We start from the raw sequence: 18,945 nt of genomic DNA, 5'->3' as shown, positions 1-18,945 counted from the left end.
GTGAGGCATTTTCTAAAAAAGCATTACAAATGGGTAGCGATTGTTGTTGTCATCGCTCTAATCACAGAAACCTTTGTATTGCTGCTAGATAACAATTTAATTAATCCAAATAAAGAAGAAGCTGCCGATGAAATGAAGAGCGACAGCATGATGGCCGCAGATATTTCCAATATGACAGGTGTCAAGACAGAGGAAATTATGAAGCTGAAAGACACGGGACTTTCTTGGAATGAAGTGCTTGAGCAGTTGAAGTCAACCAAGCTTGCAGCAAACGACGAGGACCGCAGCAAGCGCAGCGGGCTGCTCGCAGAGTCAGGAATGGATGAAGTGACGAGCAAGCTTCAGGCACAAGGCTTTCAGAATGAGGATATTTTAGAGGCGAAAATGCTTGCAGAAAGACTGCAATTTCAACTGAAGGAGCTGGGGGGCGGCAATCAGCCAGCCCCTGCTGTAGAGGTTCCCACGGCAAGCATAGACAAGAAAGAGGAGGACCAGCAGGAGCGCTATGAGAAGCTGCTTCAGCAATTCAACGTTGCCGACGCTGTGTATTTCATGCTTTTGCTGGAAGGCAAAGTAGGCAGCGCGGAAGCTGTATTGGATGAATATTTAATGGCTTTGCAATTGGATTTGGATTTGAACCTATATATTTCTGATCAAGAGGCTTATATAAAAGCAAGAGATGAGAAGCGGATGATCAGCCCTTCCCATGAAATGATTACAATGTCTGGTGTTGAGCTTGCGCTGCTGGAGCAGATTCAGAAAAACAACACGCGTATAAAAGATCATTTGACGACAACGACGCAGGGAACGACAGCATCGATAGATGTAAAAGACAGCAAGGGTGACAACATTTTACCGGATGTTCCTTTGCCGGTTATAGAGGATATTAGGCCTGGCAACCCAGCGGCTGATGTCATGAAGGAACTAGAGGCTATTAACCCAAATCGACCGTAAAGGCGGACTACCGATGAAATATAAATGGAACAAAATTACAAAATCCTTAGTTGTCATACTTGCACTCGGCACAGTGCTGCAACTGGGAAGCGTGCTTGCGAAAAATGCATGGACTGATCAGAAAACGACAGTCAACACAAATAAAACCTTCCAAAGTGCTGCGACCCTGTCGCTATCGCAAACGGCATTGGATCAAATCAAAGAAGCGGATGGGGCCGCTTATGCTCGCAACCTTGCTAACTATGAAAGCATGGTGAAGACGCTGCAAGTGGATGAGAAATTCCAAAAGGAGCTTGACCGTCTGGCAGCAGCGGGCAGCAGCTTGCCTGATTTGCTTATTGCTTACGAGTTTTTATACCAAAACTATGGAAAAATGCAAGATTTGGAGCAGCTAGCTTTAGAGCGCTCGAAGGGGAATGATTGGGAGACCATTATGAAACGGTATCACTCCAGCCATAAAGCTTTCGTTCCCAGAGCTTTCGGGGCAGATGAACTGGAGCAATGGATGAGCAATCCGAAGCTTAGCTCAGATGACATTATGATTGCAGATACGCTTTCTTTTGTATCCGGGTCAGCGATGGAAGATCTATTGAAGGAAAAGCTTGAAGCGAACAAAGGCTGGCAGGAAATTTCAGCAGCTCTTGATATTTTGAATGGCTCACTCAGCTTGCCGCGTCTGCAAATTACGAAGGAGCAGCTGAGTAAATATGTTCAAAAAGGAAAGTTTACAGAGCAGCAGGTAGCAGAAGCCTTTGTATTAGCTCAGAAGCTTGGGTTAACCCCGGAGTCTGTCATAACGAAGAAAAAAGCAGGAACCTCTGATGAAGCGATTATGGCGAAAGCGTACACAGACAAATACAATTAATCGTTTTCGCAATCATAACAATCTACAAATGCAGTTAAACTTCTTGGAGGTGCAAGGGTGAAACGTTGGCTTAAGACGTCCTTATTTATCTTATTTATATCTATGCTTCCTGCTCAATTAGCCTATGCGGAAACATTGGAAGAGCAGTTGAACAATTTAATAGGACCGCAGAAAAATTACAATACGATGCTGTCCCCTGTTTATTTGAACAACAACAAAAGCGCCGAATACATAAATCCACAAAGCGGAGAGCTGAGTCTGACGCAGACCGATTATGTGCTCCCTGGGCGCAATGGTTTGAATTTAGAAATTAAACGGATTTATCAAAGCGGCATTTCCAATGTGCAACAAATGAATGTCAAGTATGTCAATGGCGCATGGGTAGACTATGTGGAGCCAGTGGATGAATCGTCTTCTTTTTACGAGGATCGATATAATTTGGGGATTGGGATGCGTTTCTCGTTCCCTGGCATGGAAATTCGCAAAAATGAAGATGGCACGAGCCATAAGTTTCTACATACCGAGAGCGGCGATACTTACCGTTTGAAAAATGCTTCGCAGGATGGTCTTCCCGTCATGCTGCCGGAAGGTCAGACGGTAAAGGATGTCGTCATTCGTGAAACGACGGAGTTTAACAATGGGCAAACGGATGGCAGCTCCAAATATGTGATGACCGATAAGGAAGGCAAAAAAACCTATTTTGCAGAAGATGGGGCGATTCTCGGCATTGTCGATCGTTATGGCAATACGATTACGTTCCAGCACAAGCTACTAGACTATACCGTAGATGGCAAAACGACGCATAAAAAATTGATTTCCAAAATCGTCGATACCGTTGGGCGTATTACGACCATCGATTATAAAGAAAATGATCAATTTAAAGTAGGAGCAATCACGAACCAGACGCATGGGAAAAATGAAACCTACAAAGCCACTCAAAATCCGAATAATGTGGATTCCGGCGACCTGCAAGGGCAGTTTCAGGTTATCGTCAACCTGCCTGGAGACAATAAGCTCGTGTATGACAAATCGGCTGTGCTGGTCAATGATACCAAGCATGTGGTGCGGACAAGACTGCAGCGCGTATTTGATGTGGACGGCAGCCCGAAATATCATTTTTGGTATGAGCAGCCTGAGCTTGGCTTTACGTTTGTAAATGGCACCAATTATGGCGTCTACAATCGCTATGAAAATTTAATGCAGGTGGATTATGTTCCTACCAATCATATCACTCGCTACATCTATAATACGTTTACGAAGAGCCTCAGCGAGGGCAGCATGCAGTACCGTAAAATTTTTGAGAAGCGCGAGCTGATTAAGAAGGATTACGATGCCTCCAAAGCCAAGTTTGAGGATCGTTTCACCACCGAGGTGAAAAATAAAACCGTATACAGCTATACGAATGAGGCTGATGGCTACAAAACCGATAACTATAACCCAAATGACCATACGTATTTGAAGGATAAGTTTCGCTATTACACGGAAACGACCGATGCAATCGGCAATAAAATGAAATATACCTTTGATGGCTTGCATCAGCTGATTTTGACCGAAAATACCGGGAAGGATCACAAGGAGGTCGTATCGAGCGAGCGCGACGAGCTGAAGCTGGTGAAAAAGCAGGAAACGTTGATTTACCAGACAACGAATGGTCAATCGAATGAAACGCCTGTTAAGCGCGTTGAAAACTATCGATACGATGAATATGGCAACCTAACGAATTATACGGGGCCAGAAGCAGAGCGAGATAGTCAGGGCTATCCCGTAAACAATGATCATTTGGTTGTTTATGCGTATGCCTATGACAAGTTTCATGTATTGGCATCAAAGACATGGAAGAAGGATGAAAATTCGGTAAGCCAAATCCTGTATGCGATTGACTCGAAAGGAAACGTGACAAGGGAAACAAAGATGAATGCCCAGTCAGAGGATAGCTGGACCGTGACGGACTATCAATATGACTCGTACGGCAATATGACGCGCCAGGCATCAAGCGCTGGGGGACAAAGCTTCGTAACCCAGTTCGAATATGGTGTGGATGCGAGCGGCAAGGATATGTTGGGTGCCTATGTAACCAAACAATATGGCAGCGCAGATGGCGAGATTGCAGCCAAATCGTATGCGTATGACTTTAATACGGGCAACCGCAAGCTTGACGTTAATCCTAATAAGGAAAAAACAAGTTATACCTATGACAAGCTGGGACGGGTTACTCAAACGACCGAGCCGGATAAAGGCGTAAAAGGCTACAGCTATGTCGAAAATCCTTACGCTAATTTAAGCATTCAATATACCGATCCGAATAAAAATCGATTCCAATATGAATATGACATCATGGGGAATCTGCTTAAGGCGGCTGTGGAGGACAGCGGAGAGTGGCTTGTTATACAAGCTTATGAGTACGATGCTCTCGGATTAAAAACGAAGGAAGTCGATGCGAACGGCAATAGCTTCCGCCTTGAATATGACAGCAATTTCCGCCTTACTAAACGTTCCTCTTATGAACAGGATAAGGTCAATAAAGGGGAGCTGACGCTTCAATATAAGTACACGGGCAATAGCGCTGCCCCGCTTATCGTTGTTTTGACGAATGAAGAGGGTTATTCAACTACGTTCTATTATGACTTGTTGAATCGTCCGGTTAAGGTCGAGACGACGCCAGATCACAAGCAAGTGTATACCACTAGCTATGAATATGATTTTATGGGTAATTTGCTGCGTGAAACCGATGGCAAAAATGGTTTGACAGCTTACAGCTACGATAATATGGGGCGGTTAATAGAGAAGAAGGATGCGTTAGGCAATGAGACTGCATATGCCTACAATGCGCTTGATCAATTAAAGCTCCAGCAAGATCCGGGGAAAAAGGTTACGGAGGTTATTTATGATGCTCTTGGACGCGCAGCGGAGCAGCGTATTTATACGAAGGGTGAAACAGACTATACGTATACCCGCCATGATTATGATTTAGCAGGAAATCCGATTCGAACAAGAATGGGCAAATTAACGGGAACGGCGGGTGTCGTAGCTAGCGATGTAAGCTACACCTATGATGCGATGAACCGGGTGACGGATGAATACGCCAAGCTTGATGGATCGAGAACGGCGCATGTTCGGTATGCCTACGATCTTAACGGCAACAAGCTCACCGGGACGTATTATACGGATGCAGCTGAAACCAGCTTTAAGCAGCAGCTGTTCACCTATAATTTTGCTGGTCAGGTGACGAAGGAAGAGGGCGTTTTTAAAGAGAAAAATGGTAGTGAAACAGAAGAGCATGGAAGCTATCGCGTGCTGTATGAACGGGATCTTGCTGGCAATGTCATCAAGCAGCAGGTATGGAGTGGAGACGGCTACGATACGATATTATTCACGTATAATTACCGCAATCAGGTCATCGAGAAGGCGGAGCCTTACGGCGGCAAGGCCAATGGAAAACGTACCGTGTATCGCTATGACAAGCTTGGCCAGCTTTTAACAGAAACACTAAAGGTCCAAGGAACTGACCTTACGCAAACGATGACCTATGACGGGCTTGGCCGGATGACCACGAAGAGCGATGCTCTCGGCAATCGAAGCCGATATGCTTATGATGCAAATGGCAAGGTTGTCAAAGAAAGTGACGGCAGATACTCTGCCTTGCCTCTGGATGAAGCGCCAGGAATGCTTTATGAATATGATGCGCTGAACCGTATGACAACCGCCAGCTCCTTTGACGGAAAAGTCAAAGAGGTTGTGATGTTTAAGCAATATGATGAGCGCGGCAACGTCATTAAGGAAGGGAAGGGCGAAGGCTATCAGGCGGCAAAGCCAACGCAATCCAGTGGAAATGTCTATCAATATGATGCAAATGATAGAGTCATTGCTGTTATTTCTGCGCAGACTGGCGCGGACAATGAGAGCAAAGGCACATCGCATTACACCAATCAATATGTGTATGATGCATTGGGAAAAGTCATTTCAGAAACGGATGCCTTGGGGCGCAAAACGTCGTACAGCTATTATTTAAATGGGCTGTTGAAGGAGAAGGCTTATCCGGATGGCAGCAAGGAAAGCTATAATTATGATCTTACGGGCAAGACGCTAATTAGCAAGAAGGATCAGAACGGCAATGTGACGACCGTAAGGAACAATGTGTTTGAGAAGCCTTACCGGATGGAGCATCCAGATGGAACCGTGGAAAGCATGTCGTATTCTGATAAAGGTGAATTAATCGAGAAGGTGGATCAGGCAGGGCAAGCCTCTTATTATCGCTATGATTCCAGCAGCAATCTAGTGGCTGAGCAAGCTTACATCTCTTCTAATTCGACTTCGACTCAATATAAGCTGACGGAGCATCAGTATGATGAAGCGAATCGTCTGCTCAGCAGTGAAACCTTCAGCTATAAACAGCCGAAGTCTGGCGGAGAAGGAACCAAGACATCTGCTGGCGATAAAATCACGAATAGCTACGATAAAGCGGGGCGTGTGCTTAGCGTTAGCGGGCCAAATGGCCGGGAAACGCTGCAGCAGTATGACGAGGCTGGCAATATAACGCTGAAGCGGACGAAGGTAGCGAGCGGCGACTATGACATCACGCGTTATGCGTATGATGTTCGATTACGTAAGCTTTCGGAGTCGCTCTTGGTGAAAATGGATGAGCTTGTGCAGGCTGAGCTTGCGGATGCCGGGGTAGATGATACCTACTACGATCGTGTGCTGGCGACAACGTTGTATGCCTACGACAAGTCCGGCAATGTTGTGAGCCAGACAGACCCAAAAGGTTATGTAACCAAGCTGGCTTACGACTTGGATAACCGAATCGTGAAGCAAATCGATCCGCTTGGAGCAGCAACCACCTATACCTATGATGAGAAGGGAAATTTAGAGGAAGAAAAAAATCCGCTCGGTCTGGCTACTCGCTATGACTATGATGAGCTGGATCGGGTTATTCGCAAAAAGCTGCCGGCAGCGGATGGAACGGAAGCCGTTACCCGTTATCTCTATGATGTGAACGGCAATGTAATCAAGGAGATTTTGCCGAATCAGTATACGGCTTCTCTGGATCGTGATGGCACAGCCAAGTCCATGAAGGGCTTATCGTATACGTATGATGCGATGAATCGGCTTACCTCTACGACCTCGCCAGAAGGCAAGGGAATGGAATACATTGCCTACGATGTGAACGGTCGAATAAGCAAAACGGTAGATGGCTTGCAGTATACAGGAGACATAGCAGCATCTCTGGGCATGAGCTATGTTTATGATGGGTTAGGCCAATTGATCAAGCAGACGGATGCGCTGCAGCATGCGACTACGTTTGTTTATGATGTGCTTGGCAATGTAACGAAATCGACGGATGCGAGAGGGATGGTAACGGCCTATGCCTATTACCCAGACCGCTTAGTTCGCTCGATCACCTACGCCGATGGCGGAGAGACGTCCTATGAATATGACAAATTGGGACGTGTGACTGCTGAGACAAATCAGCTCGGCCATAAGATGACGACAGCGTATAATGCCTTTGGGCAAGTGAAGCTAGTGACGGATGCGCTGCTTCAGCGTACGGAGTCGAAATATGATCTTACAGGCAAACTGGTGTCGCTTAAAGATAAGCGAGGAAGCATTTCGCTGTATGCCTACGATGCGAACAAGAAGCTGATTGAAACGAAAAAGCCATTGGAGCAAGATAGCAGCGGCAATGTTGTGTACGCCGTAGAAAGCTACGCTTACGACGCGGCTGGCAACCTCATTAAAGAGAGCCTTAGCAGCTCGAAGAATGAAGCTTTTTTACGGGAGAAAACCTATGCCTATTACCTGAACAACTTATTGAAAAGTGAATCGGACAACAGCGGGGCATTGACGGTTCATGAATACGATAAGAACGGCAATGTGACCGAGACGGCAACGCTTCGTAATACATCGGTTTATGATGTAGAACGGTTCGTGTACGACAGTCAGGACAGAGTGACGCAAAGCGTGAAGCTGGTGGATGCGGAGCATATTTATTTAGATAGCTCGGCTCATTTAGAGCTTCTGCAAGATAAGGAAAATCCGGGTAAGCTGCAAATCATAACGGGATATGTGTATGATGTGCTCGGCAATGTGGTGAAAGAGCTAGATCCGAGAGCCTTTATGTTTGCTTCAACAGATACAGCGGGCAGAAGCCAATACACGACAACCCATACGTATGATGCGATGAATCGCCTGGTGCAGACGAGCCGCAAGGTGAACGGAAAGGATGCGGTCAAACGTTTTGCATATGATGAGAATGGGAATGTAGCGGAAGAAACAAATGAGCGCGGTTTTGTGACGAAGTATACCTATGACGAGCTTAACCGTGTAGCAGCCGTAACCGATGGAGAAGGGCATAAGGCGACCTTCAGCTATGACTTGGCAGGTAACAAAATAGCCGAAGCGAATGCGAGCGGCCATCGCATGACCTATGCGTACGATAAGCTTAACCGTCTGTTGACGGTTAAAGACCCGTACAACATCATTGTGACGCGTAATGTTTATGATGCAGCAGACAATCTCATTAAAGTCATCGATGCCAAAGGCTATGCATCGGCAGCGGCGGATGCGCAGCGGTACGGAACGGTGTACAGCTATGACTTGGCGAACCGCCTGATTGCTCAGGCAGAGCCAGAAGCCGCGTTGCAAAATAAAATGAATAAGTATCAATACAATGCGGCAGGAGATCGAATCTCTGACACGAATGCGCTTGGGGTTACCCATACGTATGCCTATGATCAAGCGGGACGCTTGCTGAGCGTAACTGATCCGCTTGGCGTCAGCGTCACCTATGGTTACGATTTACTCGGCAACCAGCTAGATATGACGGATGGCAGAGGGAAAGTCACTCGCTATCGCTATGGGGCATTTAGTCTGGTGACGCAGGTCATTAACCCGTCCAATCAAGCGATGTCCTACCGCTACGATCTGGCGCTGCAAACCGCAGAGCTAACGGATCGCAATGGCAACCACACGCGATATAACTATGACAATCGGGGACTGCTGGTTGAAAAAGCAGTGGCTGAAACCGAGGATCGGATTCAGTATACGTATGATGAAGTTGGTAACCGTGCTTCCATGAACGATGGTAGCGGTCAAAGCAGCTATGCTTATGATGGCAATAATCGTTTGCTGGAAGTTGTGAAGGACGGAAAGACCCAGCTCACGTATACGTATGATGCGGTAGGTAATGTGAAGAGCTTGAAGGATAAAACAGGCTTTATGACCAGCTACACGTATGACAAATCGAGCCGAATGAGTACCGTAACGGCACAAGGGAAGACGACATCCTATAGCTACGATGAGAACGGGAACCGTACGTCTATTGCTTACGCGGGCGGAGTGAAGGAAAGCTACACGTTCGACCGCAACAGCCAACTGTTGAAGCTGATCAATACGAAGGCGGACGGTGCCGTAATATCCGAATACAGCTATACGTATGACTTGTCGGGCAACCAGCTGACGAAAACGGACAGCTACGGTGCGACGAATTACGGGTATGACGAGGTCGGCCGCATCGTAAAAGCGGAAGCCCCGGGCAAAACGACGGTCTTCACGTATGACCGCAGCGGCAATCGGGAGTCGATGCTGGAGACGTATACGTCGGAGCAGCCGACGGGCTATACCGATCCGATTAACAAAGCGGAGCTGACGTATATCGTGAAGCGCAGCGAATATCTATATTCGAATGCGAACGAGCTACTGCAGTTGACGGAGCAAATGAAGGATGCGGCGGGCGAAGAGGTGCTGGAGAAGAAGGTCATCTCGCTGTTTGATAACAACGGGAATGAAGTGCGTCAACAGACCAGCTATTTGCGTCCACACAGCCGAGGGATGAACCAGGTAACCGGAGCGAATCCTTACGGGGATGAGCAGACCAAAGAAATAAGCAGCCTGCTGGAGAAGGTGAACAACACCTTTGACGGGTTCAACCGTCTGACGCAAGCGATCAATGTTCAGGGCGGAGAGCGCTCGACCGTTGAATACGCGTATGATGGGGACGATCTTCGGACGCAGAAAACGGTACGCAGCTCGGCCGACGGCTACGCAGAGCAAGTCACGAACTACTTGTATGATCGTCAATACGTGATTTTGGAGACGGATAAAGCAGACGCGGTCAGTGTGCGCTATGTGAAGGGCATTAACTATATCGCCCGAATCGACCAGGCGGACAAGCTGTCGTATTTCCTGTTCAACGGCCATGGGGACGTTGTGCAGACAGTGGATGAGCAGGGAACAATCGAGAACCAATATGACTACGATGTATTCGGTAGCCCGACGCTGACAATTGAGCTGTATGAAAGCACGATTCGCTACTCGGGAGAGTTTTACGATGCGGAAGTTGGCTTGTATTACCTGCGGGCGCGTTATTATGATCCGTATGTGGGACGGTTTATATCCGAGGATACGTATAAAGGGCGGGCGAATGAGCCGTTGTCGCTGAATCGGTATACGTATGTGCTCAATAATCCGTTGATTTATTGGGACCCGACGGGGCATTGGAAGCAAGAGGATAACGTACTTAATGTAGTAGCACAGGGACAAATTATAGCATTAACGAATCAGTATTATGCCACTACATCAAAAGAAGAAAAGAAAGCCATTGAGGCTGAAGCAAAGCGAATTAGAGAACTTCCCATTTCGAGCGATAAAACGGTGATAAGTCCCTTAGAATTTCAAAGTAGTGCTATTTCAACTGTTCTTTCAGCAGCAGCAGCTAGTGCTAAAGGTAAAACAGGACTAGGGGGAATGAGCGCTACGCAGTGGACCTCTGTCATTAATAGTGTGGGGATTACAGCAAGCGCACCAATCACCGTGCAGATTGGAAATACATCTTTTGATAGCCTGACAAAAACGAGTGTCACAACAACGATTGGTAGGACGGAAATTACGACCTCTTTAACGAAAAATAATCGTACTTCGTTTATATCAGCCTATGCTCCATCTAGTAATCAATTTTCTTACAAGCTCTCAGAACAAGAATCAATCGTCGTAAAAGATATAATTAAATACAGTGGAGAACCAAACAGCAAAAATTCAAAGGATAGGCAATACACGACAGCAGAAGCTATTTACATTTTGGATACTATGTATAAGAATCAAGCTGATGAAGAAAATGGGAATCTCTTGAGCATAGCGGATTTGAAGAAAATAGATAGTTCACATGCTGTAAGTGACTCTCTGGTTGCTGTTTTTCAAATATCCTTCAAAACTAGTAAAGTTAATATGTCATTTTCCGATGCGAATGACTATTATAATGCACAGCATGATCCGATAGTGGCAGCAACAAATCTGATTACAATTGGTGGAATCAAAATCGGAGTAACTAAAACCTCCCCAGTTTACATAAATAAGAAGGGAGAAATAGTACAGAAAGGCACCGGATGTAACTGCTTTACAGCGGGAACCAAGGTTTTGACAGACGAAGGGGAGAAGAATATCGAAGACATTGAAGTCGGAGATAGGGTCCTCGCCAAAGATGAAAATAACCCGGATGGGGCGCTTGCTTACAAAGAAGTTACGCAATTGTACCGCAACCAACGTGATGATATTATTAAGCTACATGTTGGGGAGCAGATCATTGAGACGACTGACAATCATCCTTTTTGGGTGGAGGGAAAAGGTTGGGTTTTCGCAGATGAACTTCAAGTGGGCGATAAACTCCAAAAGGCTGACGGAAGCAACCTAACGATTGATAAGGTTGAGTTTGTTAAACTGGATGAGCCTATTACGGTTTATAACTTTACGGTTATGGACTTCCATACGTATTATGTTACTGATTTGGGAATTTGGGTGCATAATACGCAGGGTTGTACTCCAGCTTATATTGCAGAGAATCGACATCCAAAAGATAATGAGACTTTCTTAGCAGGCTCAAATTACAAACGTACAGGGAAAATGTATGGGAATGCACAAATCTATACAGATGGAAAGTACTACTATTATAGGGATACATCAAATTCCCATAAAGGTGAAGCAGCCCATATTGAAGTTTTTGATAAAACAGGAAAGAAACATATTGGTACAGCTGACCCAGTAACGGGAAAAATAAATTATGATGAAGCAGATTCTGATAAAAGCATTGCAAAAATAATAAAATAAAACTAATGAGACATTAGAGTCAAGGGTGTGAGTCATGTTGATATAACCCCCTTGACTCAATAAATCATGAGAGGTGAGTACTTGAAACTCGAAAAATTATATGAATATTTTGTTGTTGACTATCAACTATATTTTGCAGATTATTTGGGTGAGTTTATTATAATAAATGATAGTTATAATGGAATAAGGTTTCTAAACCGAAATTTAGTGGATATAAAGAAAGTTGAAATATTTGATGGCTTTATTATCGATAAAACATTTTCTAATGAAAAACATACGAATGTGTTGTTTTATTGTGAAGATGGTAACTGTTTCGTATTGCTGAATGACCTATTCGAGATTAACACAATAAATATTGATAAGTATTATTCTGAATTAATATTTACTGATATATTTTATTGGGCTGACAAAGAAATTATATTAAGCACTTTTTCAGGTTCGTTATTTTCTATTTGCTTAGACAGCTTCAAGTTAAACCTATTATCAGAGGAATATGTTCAATTAAAATATTCGATTTTTTTTGGTATATGGAAATATTCTAGAAATATATCTGTTCAATATTATAATATGTCTATAGGAATTGTCTTTAAACAAGAAGGGGCGGTATTAAGGTATTATTCAGGAAATATAAAAAAAATGGACGTACCAGTCTCTTTGAATAGGGAAGTTATTTATTTTAATGAATTTGTTTTTTTGTGTAATTATGATGATTTTCTTGAGTTATATTCCGAAAAAAAAATAATAGGAAAGTTGGATGCGAAAAGACCTTATTTTTTTAGAAATGTTAGGTATCTTAGCGAATCGAAAATTTTAGTTTTATTAGCAAATAAGTCCGATCCGTTTGAGAATGTTATGGCGATATATGATATTAAATGAAGGGGAATTTGATGATATGTGAATTGTCCTATTTAAATATGTAGTATTACCCGTTGCACCAATTTATGAAGTTTTGCAAGTGGTTAAGAATTGAACCCTGGGGGAAGCCTCAAGTTTTTTAACTAGGGCGTATCTGAAAACTATATTTCACCTAAAGCGAATAGTCAATATTGATGGAATGTCGATTGATATCGGTACAAAGAACGTTACTTGGTTGAGTGCTTTTCAATAAAATCAAACACTTTCTCGGTGTTGCGACTCGTTACGACAAGTCGTTCCTCGCGTAATATGTACATAGCTTCCAATTTCAAATTGATCTAATGATGAGTTTTCAGACACGCCCTAGAAAAATTATAAAAAGGTTGGTGGGTAGAATAAAAAAAATGATTTTAACATCAGTCGTTATTTTAGTACTAATTGTACTTTTTGAAGGTATTAGAGGTTTAATAAATCCACTAGCATTTTCAGAAGAAGAAATAAGAAAAAGAAAATTGTCCCAATTTCCATTGGGTACACAAATGAATGAAGTTTTACAATTTGCAAGTAATAAGCAAGACTGGTCAGATCTGAAGATCGATGAAACGAATGGTTTTTATAAAAATGTAGTTTTAGGGGAGATTGTAGGTGAAAAGCATATATCGGTTCATATTGGAGAATATCGTATTTTAAAAAACTTCTATTTTATCACGGATGTTCAAGTGTTTTTTGGTTTTAATGCATTCTCTGAATTAATTGATATTCAGATTAGGAAAATGACAGATACCCTTTGATTCAGGACAACAAATAGAGTACAGTGCAATCTCCATTCCAATAGACAACCAACAACAGAAAATGGTACCATGAGAGTATCTGTTTGGCTAGGTTCCGCCTTTCTTTTGGTGTCTCTATCATTTGCGGACGGGACTCAATCTATCATTAAAAACGCCCCAGGTAATCGACAAAAATTTGGAGGAAATACATACGTGAAAACAAAACTAGCAAAAACGCTGCTAGCTCCGTTGCTCGTTACTGGCTTGCTGCTGTCGCCGCTGGCTGGTACGACTTCGACGGCTTATGCTGCAAGCGCTGTTACGACAGCAGCGTCTACGACGCAGGCTATTAAAGTCTATATTGACGGCAGCAAGCTTTCGCTTCCGGCTGCTCCTTATGTAAAAAGCGGCGTGACGTTCGTGCCGATGCGTCAGATTTTCACGGCGCTGGGCGCTTCCATCACTTGGGTGGAGAAGACGCAGACGATTATCGTACGCAAAAACACAACGACGGTATCGCTGACCGTAGGCAAGAAAGAAGCGGTTGTTGACGGCAACACCGTTAAGCTTGATGCAGCCCCTGCCGTGAAAAATGGCACCACCTTCGTACCGACCCGTTTCGTGGCCGAGGCGCTTGGCGCCAAGGTGAAATGGGATAACGCGGCGCAAGCCGTTCGCATTACTTCCATAGAACAGCAATGGGCAGAGGCTTACGAGGAGTACGAGGAGACGCCTGAGGATGACCGTGCAAAGCTGACGCCTAAGGAAATTGTTGAGCAAAACGACGAAAGCGTCGTGCTGATCACAACGAATAAAGCGCTTGGCAGCGGCGTCGTTATTGGCGATCGTTGGATTCTGACTAACAATCACGTCATTGAGGATGCGAGCTCGGCAACGATTACGTCGATCTATGGCGATGAATACAAGGTTCAAGGTGTCGTTGTGAACCGCCCTAGCTCAGACCTTGCGATTATTCAGACGGATGAGTCGCTGTATTTGGAGCCAGTGAGCGTAGGCTATACGGTTCCGGAGAAAGGCGATAAAGTCGTTGCCATCGGCAGTCCGCTCGGTATCCAGAACACGGTATCTGACGGTCTCGTAAGTAACATTTCATACGAAGATGGCCTCACTTATATCCAGACAAGTGCGCCAATCGACCACGGCAGCTCCGGCGGAGCGCTATTCGATGAATACGGCGATCTGGTCGGCATTACGACCGCGGGCTATACTTCGCAAGCGGATTTGAACTTTGCTGTATCGGTTGCCCACGCGAGCCTGCTGATGGGCTTGCTGCCGGAAAGCCCGCAGGAGGACGTGAAGTTCCTGCCAGCGATTTTGCCGGATACGCTGAAAGGAGCTTCGATGGAAACAATCACATCGCTAATGAAGAAAGAATTTGGCTCCGTATCGACAGGCGATGGCACAGCAGACTTCAGCAATTGGGAAGTGAAGCGGGATTCGCAGGGCTGGATCGTGCTTACAGCTGATATTGATCCGCGCTTTTACACGTATTATGGCGGTTCTTCCGCTAACGATATTCGCAGCTGGGCCATTAACCTAGGTCATGAGCTGAACCGCATGCTTCCGGGCGAGACGATTCAAGTTATCATTTCCTTCGACCGTACATTCGGCTTCCAGCCGCGTGGCTTTGCAGAAAATGAAGTGACGGCGCTTGCGGACAATAAGTGGAAGGTTCGCTTCCCGGTTCTCGACATGCAACTGAAAGACCAGCTTTATATTAGCATGAAAGACTAGCACTTATTACCTAAATCATTCTTCTTAATCTTTTGGTTAACTCATCAGGCTGTTGGCGGGAGCGTAAGCGACCACCAGCAGCCTTTTCTTTTGTGCGGGAGCCCTCATTTGTAGTACAATGATAGACAATAGTGACAAAACAATGAGCGAGGTAACGAGATGAAGGTTGTACTTTCCACATTAAACGCAAAATTTATTCACACATCGCTTGCGCTGCGCTGTCTTAAAGCCTACAGCGGCGAGCAATTCGATATCGATATTGCCGAATACACGATTAAAGATCCCGTGATGAACATTGTGTCGGATATTTACTCACGCCAGCCTGATGTAGTCGGCTTCTCCTGCTATATTTGGAACATTGAAGAGACGATTACGGTTATCAATATGCTGCGCAAGGTCAGTCCACAGGTGAAAATCATACTCGGCGGACCGGAAGTAAGCTACGACACCGATCATTGGATGGAGCGCATTCCCGAGGTTGATTTTATTGTCGTCGGCGAAGGCGAGGAGACGTTCCATCACCTGCTGACCGAGATCGAGGGCGCGGGCAAGTACCATATGGTGTTTGGGCTCGCCTATCGCAAGCAGCGCGAGGGCTATATTGAAGCGTTAGTTAATCCGGGCCGTCCGAAGCTGGATCTGGCAACGCTGCCGTCGCCGCACCGGTTTGCCGAGGATGTGCCGCATTTGGCCAGCCGCGTTGTTTATTTTGAGACGAGCCGGGGCTGTCCGTTCAGCTGCCAGTTCTGCCTCTCCAGCATCGAGGTAGGCGTGCGTTATTTTGACAAGGAGCGGACGAAGGCGGATATTTTGTATTTGATTGATGCCGGAGCGAAGCTGATTAAATTCGTCGATCGCACGTTTAATATTAAGCGGGATTACGCGCTGGAGATTTTTCAATTTTTGATCGAAAATCACAATGGCTGTGTCTTCCAATTTGAAATTACGGCAGACATTATGCGCCCCGAGGTGCTCGACTATTTGGCTGAGCATGCGCCTCCAGGCGTGTTCCGCTTCGAAATTGGCGTGCAGTCAACGAACGATCCGACGAATGAGGCGGTTCAGCGCAGACAGAACTGGTCCAAGCTCGTGCGGACGGTGACGAAGGTGAAGGAATCGGGCAAGATCGACCAGCATCTCGACTTAATCGCTGGATTGCCGCTGGAAAACTACGATACGTTCAAAGGCACCTTCAACGATGTATTTGCGCTCGGGCCTGAAGAAATGCAGCTCGGCTTTCTGAAAATGCTGCGCGGCACCGGGCTGCGCAATGACGCCGACAAATGGGGCTACATCTACATGGACCGTGCACCTTATGAAATGCTCGGCAATGACCTGATGCCGTTCGGCGACATTGTGCGCATGAAGCGGGTCGAGGACGTGCTGGAGAAATATTGGAATGCGCACCGGATGGATCGCACGCTTATGTATTTGGTAGAGCAGGTTTTTCCGTCGCCGTTCGATTTCTTCCAGGACTTTGGCGACTATTGGGAGGAGCGGGGCTGGCAGAAAATCGGTCATCAGCTGGAGGATTTATTTTCCCGGCTATGGTCGTTCCTGAACAGCTACAAGCATGAGCAGCAAGCGGCTGGCGAAGCTGGTCCGGATATGGATGTGATTATGGGGCTGATGAAATACGATTATTTCCTCAACCATAAATATAAGCCGCGCAAAACGTGGTGGGAGTTCACGATGGACAAAGCGGTATGGGGAAGCCATATGCGCAGTCTCGTCGAACGCCCGGAGAAGGTGTCGGAATCGTTTGCGGCGCTCGGCATGTCGGAGAAGGAGCTGCATAAGCATGCCGTTATCGAACGGCTGCCATTTGATCTGGAGGCGTATTTGGCGGATGGCTCGATTCAGAAAAATACGCATACGCTGCTCGTCGTTCTGTATGCCATGGAGGCTGGTAGCAGCAAGCCAACGCCTAAGCCGTATATGTTGAAGCTGCATCATGATGCGGTAACCGCGTAAAAACGCAGTTCATGTCACTTAAAGTGACGTGGACTGCTTTTTTTTATTGACAAACAAAATGTTGCCACCTATATTAATCGTAAAGTGATGATTGCATGTTAGGTTTTGACGAAAAAGCAATCAGACTGTTAAATGAGGGATACTATTGGTTCAATCTATTGATCGCGCGATGCAAATTATTCAGCTTCTCATGTCTGATCACAGCCGCACTGGCTGGGCGATATCTGATATTTCGGAACGGGTGGACTTGCCGCTAAGTACGACGCACAGACTAATTAGTACGCTGGTGAAGCATGAGCTGATTGTTCAGCTTCCCGAGACGAAGCGCTATCGGCTGGGGCCTAAGTGGATGGAGGTGGGCTTGCAGCAGCTGGAGCAGATGGATTTGCGCACGGCCGCACGGCCGATCATGGAACGTCTGGCGGATGAATTGAAAGAAGCGGTTTTCCTAAGCATCCCCTATGGCATGTTTTCAATAGTGGTCGATAAAGTAGACAGTAAGGTGAAGCTCCGGGTTGTAGAAAGCTTGGGAGAGCGGATTGCGATGCATATCGGTGCAAATAACAAAGTGATGTTGGCCAATATGAAGCTGGTTGAGGCGGAAGCGATCTTGATTCGGCTGATGGATGACCCAGAGAAGCGCAAGCAGCTGCTATCGTCTTTGCCCGGTATTAAGAAGGCGGGATATGCGGTCAGCTACGGCGAGCTTACGGAAGGCACGGCGGCGATTGCTGCCCCGATTATCGGCTTTGGGCGAAAAGTAGTTGGAGCACTTGGGGTTGGCGTCATGGCATCCCAGCTGACAGAGGAGCGTTTGGTTGATCTCAGCAAGCAGGTTATACAGGGTGCTCACGAAATTACGACAACGATTGGCGGTTAAGTCTACTAGTCGTTGTTGTTATTTTAGGGGAGGCGTTTGTCCGCCGGTTTCCTAGCCCTCTTTTTCCAATTGTCAAAAGTAAATGAAGGATTAAACTGAAAAATAAAGGGTAGACTCGGCACAGCAATGGGAAGCCGGTCTATACAGGGCGCAAAAAACGCCGGTGACCTTAAGCGGGTGACCGGCGTTTCTCGATTAGCGTTTCGGCATTTTGCTCTCATCCATGTACAGCAGGTTCCAGCGGTGACCGTCCAGGTCGGCAAAGGCTGCGCCGTACATCCAGCCGTCATTTTCACTCGGCTTGCTAAAGATGCTTCCTCCAGCAAGCTCCACTTTTTGAATAAAAGCATCCACTTCTTCTCTGCTTGCAGCACTAATAGAAAATATGACTTCTGCGCTATGGGAAGTATCTGCTTTTTTTGAACCTGTAAATTTCTCAAACACCGCATCCGGGAACAGCAAAATCGTTGTTTGGCCTATGGCAAGCTTGGCTCTCTCGGTACCAACGCTCACCGCATGGAATCCAATCTCATTGAAAAAGGCAGTTGACCTCTCAACATCTTTGACCGGCAGGTTAATCCAAATCTCCTGTGACATGAGTGTAGCCTCCAGTAATATATTTTTAACCACTCCTACTATACTCTACTTCTGGCAGCAGAAGCGAATCAAGGCTACCTCTCGTTGTCCCTCCTCATAAGCGATTGGGCTGGATGCCCATAAGTGGACGAAGCGACCCAATATTCATCAAGCTTTTGCTGTGAGGATGGATTTAGTGCCTGTCTGCATTCATATCTTAT

9 protein-coding genes are annotated in these 18,945 nt (G+C 45.8%); 8 read left to right on the top strand and 1 reads right to left on the bottom strand.

Annotated elements, in window-relative coordinates; all coding sequences use genetic code 11:
• The 8 genes from ACSR9A_RS25815 to ACSR9A_RS25780 all read left to right on the top strand — a co-directional run bounded on the left by ACSR9A_RS25815 (position 1) and on the right by ACSR9A_RS25780 (position 18,148).
• The gene (locus tag ACSR9A_RS25815) at positions 1–954 is read left to right on the top strand and encodes a hypothetical protein (RefSeq protein ID WP_473760690.1); all 954 of its coding nucleotides are present in this window, start codon (positions 1–3) and stop codon (positions 952–954) included.
• Between the two features lie 13 nt (positions 955–967).
• Positions 968–1,819: a hypothetical protein gene (locus ACSR9A_RS25810; protein ID WP_473760688.1), complete on the top strand. Its 852-nt coding sequence runs from the start codon at positions 968–970 to the stop codon at positions 1,817–1,819.
• Positions 1,820–1,876: 57 nt separating this feature from the next.
• Complete coding sequence (locus ACSR9A_RS25805) at positions 1,877–11,914, top strand: polymorphic toxin-type HINT domain-containing protein (protein WP_473760686.1); 10,038 nt, start codon at positions 1,877–1,879, stop codon at positions 11,912–11,914.
• A gap of 81 nt (positions 11,915–11,995) precedes the next feature.
• Positions 11,996–12,790 (top strand): hypothetical protein, encoded by a 795-nt coding sequence (locus tag ACSR9A_RS25800; RefSeq protein WP_473760684.1) that lies wholly within the window; start codon positions 11,996–11,998, stop codon positions 12,788–12,790.
• Positions 12,791–13,173: 383 nt separating this feature from the next.
• Positions 13,174–13,560 (top strand): hypothetical protein, encoded by a 387-nt coding sequence (locus tag ACSR9A_RS25795; RefSeq protein ID WP_473760683.1) that lies wholly within the window; start codon positions 13,174–13,176, stop codon positions 13,558–13,560.
• Between the two features lie 192 nt (positions 13,561–13,752).
• Positions 13,753–15,294: a stalk domain-containing protein gene (locus ACSR9A_RS25790; protein WP_473760681.1), complete on the top strand. Its 1,542-nt coding sequence runs from the start codon at positions 13,753–13,755 to the stop codon at positions 15,292–15,294.
• 159 nt (positions 15,295–15,453) lie between these two features.
• Complete coding sequence (locus ACSR9A_RS25785) at positions 15,454–17,268, top strand: B12-binding domain-containing radical SAM protein (RefSeq protein WP_341278958.1); 1,815 nt, start codon at positions 15,454–15,456, stop codon at positions 17,266–17,268.
• A 145-nt stretch (positions 17,269–17,413) separates the two neighbouring features.
• Positions 17,414–18,148: an IclR family transcriptional regulator gene (locus ACSR9A_RS25780; protein WP_473760678.1), complete on the top strand. Its 735-nt coding sequence runs from the start codon at positions 17,414–17,416 to the stop codon at positions 18,146–18,148.
• A gap of 195 nt (positions 18,149–18,343) precedes the next feature.
• On the opposite strand, the gene ACSR9A_RS25775 is transcribed toward ACSR9A_RS25780, so the two are convergent.
• On the bottom strand, positions 18,344–18,745 hold the full coding sequence (locus ACSR9A_RS25775) for a VOC family protein (RefSeq protein ID WP_473760676.1): 402 nt from the start codon (positions 18,743–18,745) through the stop codon (positions 18,344–18,346).
• Positions 18,746–18,945: the final 200 nt, after the last annotated feature.

The sequence above is a fragment of the Paenibacillus sp. R-74696 genome (genome assembly GCF_055814915.1).
The sequence above is the reverse complement of the archived record's forward strand: the minus strand, read 5'-3'. Positions and strand labels throughout refer to the sequence as shown.

Excerpts from the sequence above, each read along its gene's own strand:
- ACSR9A_RS25810 (WP_473760688.1), top strand. The coding sequence starts at position 968 with ATGAAATATAAATGGAACAAAATTACAAAATCCTTAGTTGTCATACTT.
- ACSR9A_RS25785 (WP_341278958.1), top strand. The coding sequence starts at position 15,454 with ATGAAGGTTGTACTTTCCACATTAAACGCAAAATTTATTCACACATCG.
- ACSR9A_RS25775 (WP_473760676.1), bottom strand. The coding sequence starts at position 18,745 with ATGTCACAGGAGATTTGGATTAACCTGCCGGTCAAAGATGTTGAGAGG.
- ACSR9A_RS25795 (WP_473760683.1), top strand. The coding sequence starts at position 13,174 with ATGATTTTAACATCAGTCGTTATTTTAGTACTAATTGTACTTTTTGAA.